Annotated in this window: 1 protein-coding gene and 1 pseudogene; both read right to left on the bottom strand. The window is 63.4% G+C overall.

Features of this window, described 5'->3' with window-relative positions; all coding sequences use genetic code 11:
• Positions 1–2,283 (bottom strand): efflux RND transporter permease subunit (locus tag ACFSC3_RS16725; RefSeq protein ID WP_380941508.1); only part of this gene is annotated, 2,283 nt, incomplete at its 3' end.
• Positions 2,280–2,450: pseudogene (locus ACFSC3_RS16720) on the bottom strand (efflux RND transporter periplasmic adaptor subunit); the annotation flags it as partial. The pseudogene ACFSC3_RS16720 and the gene ACFSC3_RS16725, both read right to left, overlap by 4 nt.
• Positions 2,451–2,518: the final 68 nt, after the last annotated feature.

Raw genomic sequence — 2,518 nt, 5'->3', positions numbered from 1 at the left:
GCCCGCCGCCTGACGGTCGATCTGCACGTCGAAGGTCGGCGCGCCGGACGTCTGTTCGGCACTCACGTCACCAGCGCCCGGGATGGTGCGCATGACGGAAGCGATGCGCCGCGCCTGTTCGCTCATCGCGTCGAGGTCATCGCCGTAGAGTTTGATCGCGACGTCGGCGCGAACGCCGGCGATCAGCTCGTTGAAGCGCATCTGGATCGGTTGCTGAATCTCTGTTCGGTTGCCGATCAGCGGTTTCATCCGCTCCTCGATGCGGCGAAGGATGTCCTCCTTGCTCTTAACCTCCGCCGGCCACTCGTCCTCTGGCTTTGGAATCACATAGGTATCCGACGCATTGGGCGGCATCGGATCGGTGCCGAGATCGGCGTTGCCGTTCTTAGAGAAGACCAGCGCCACCTCCGGCAGCGTCTTCAATGCATTCTCGATCTGAAGCTGCATCTGTGTCGACTGATCGATCGACGCCGATGGCACGCGGAAGTTGGTGACGGTTATGTCCTTCTCGTCGAGCTGCGGCATGAACTCCTCGCCGAGCAAGCCAAAGCTCAGCACTGCCGCGACGAACACGCCGACACCGCCCAGAATGAAGGGCATCGGCCGAGCTACGGCCCTGCCCAGCACGGGGGCGTAGCGTTCCTTGAACCAGCGGATCGGCTTCACTTCCGTCTCGCTGACCCGGCCCTTGACGACGATCGCGATCATCGCGGGAACGAAGGTCAGCGACAGGACGAAAGCGGAGGCGAGCGCCACCATCAACGTGATCGCCATCGGCGCGAACGTCTTGCCCTCAACGCCCTGGAAGGTGAGCAGCGGCACGAAGACGAGGAAGATGATGAGCTGACCATAAACGGTCGGCCGCACCATCTCCTTGGCCGCGAGTGTCGTTTCCTCCATCCGCTCGTCGCGGGTGAGAAGCCGGCCTTCATGCTCCTGGCGCTCGGCGAGGCGGCGAAGCGCATTCTCGACGATGATGACGGCGCCGTCGACGATCAGCCCGAAGTCGAGCGCTCCAAGGCTCATCAGGTTGCCCGATACGCCCAGCCCGTTCATGCCGGCGGCCGTCATCAGCATAGTGATCGGGATGACCGCAGCGGTGATGAGCGCGGCGCGGATGTTGCCGAGCAGCAGGAACAGCACGACGATGACGAGCAGCGCGCCTTCTGTGAGGTTCTTTTCGACCGTCGCGATCGTCGCGTTGACCAGCTTGGACCGGTTGTAGACCGGCTCGGCGAACACGTCGGGCGGCAGCGCCTTGTTGATCTGCGTCAGCTTCTCGGCGGCATCGGTCGCGACGATGCGGCTGTTGTCGCCCACCAGCATCAGCACGGTCGAGATGACCGCTTCCGATCCCATGCGACTGCCGGATCCGGTGCGGACCGCACCGCCGATCACGACCTGGCCCACGTCCTTGACGCGGATGGGAACGCCGTTCCGGGTTGCCACGACGGCTTCCTGAATGTCATCGATCGATTTGAGGCGAGCATCGGCGCGGACAAGGAAGCTCTCGCCGGCACGGCGGACGTAATTGGAGCCGGCAGAGAGATTGGCCCGCTCCATCGCGTCCGCCAACTCCGTCACCGACAGCCCATAGCTAACGAGCGCGTTCAGGTTTGGCTCGATCAGATATTGCTTCACATAGCCGCCGTTGGAATCAACCCCGGCGACGCCGCGCACGGCGCGCATCTGTGGGCGGATGATCCAATCCTGCACCGTGCGGAGATATGCCGCCTTCGCCAGCTCGGTGGTCAGGCGTTCGCCCTCGGGCGTGAGATAGCTGCCGTCCGACTGCCAGCCCGGCTTCCCATCGACCGTCTTCAAGCCCTTGCCGTCGGGGTGACGGAAGGCGACCGAATAGAAGAAAATCTCGCCGAGCCCGGTGCTGAGCGGTGCTAGGATCGGCTGCGCGTTGGAAGGCAGGCTGTCGCGCGATTGTGCGAGCCGTTCCGTCACCTGCTGGCGCGCGAAGTAAATGTCGGTGCGGTCGGTGAAGACCGCCGTTACCTGGCTGAAGCCGTTGCGCGAGATGGAGCGGGTCATCTCAAGCCCTGGGATTCCGGCCAGCGCCGTTTCCACCGGGAACGTCACCTGCTTTTCGATGTCGACCGGCCCAAGCGTCGGGGCGAATGTGCTGATCTGGACCTGTCGGTTGGTGACGTCGGGCACAGCGTCAATCGGCAGCTTGGTGATCTGCCATAAACCAAAGCCAATGACGACGAGGGTCAGGACGGCGACAAGCCATCGCATCCGGACCGAAAGGGAGAGGATGCGGCCGATCATTCCGCCGACTCCTTCTCGATCTCCGCTTTGAGGAGAAAAGCGTTGGTGGTGGCGATCTGCGTGCCGGCGGCGAGGCCGCCGGTGATCGCCACCATCCCGCCTGATCGGCTGCCGACCTGAACCGGCTGTGCGCGGAAGCCTTGGCCGGTGCGGACGAACACTACGGTTGTCCGCCGTCAGCACCAATGGCACAGATTTGAGGTTGTGATTTAAGGAGGATCTGGGCTTCGTCGTA

It is taken from the genome of Sphingomonas floccifaciens, assembly GCF_042681125.1.
Lineage (GTDB): Bacteria > Pseudomonadota > Alphaproteobacteria > Sphingomonadales > Sphingomonadaceae > Sphingomonas > Sphingomonas floccifaciens.
Note: the sequence above shows the minus strand (reverse complement) of the source record. Positions and strands in the feature narration are given on the sequence as shown.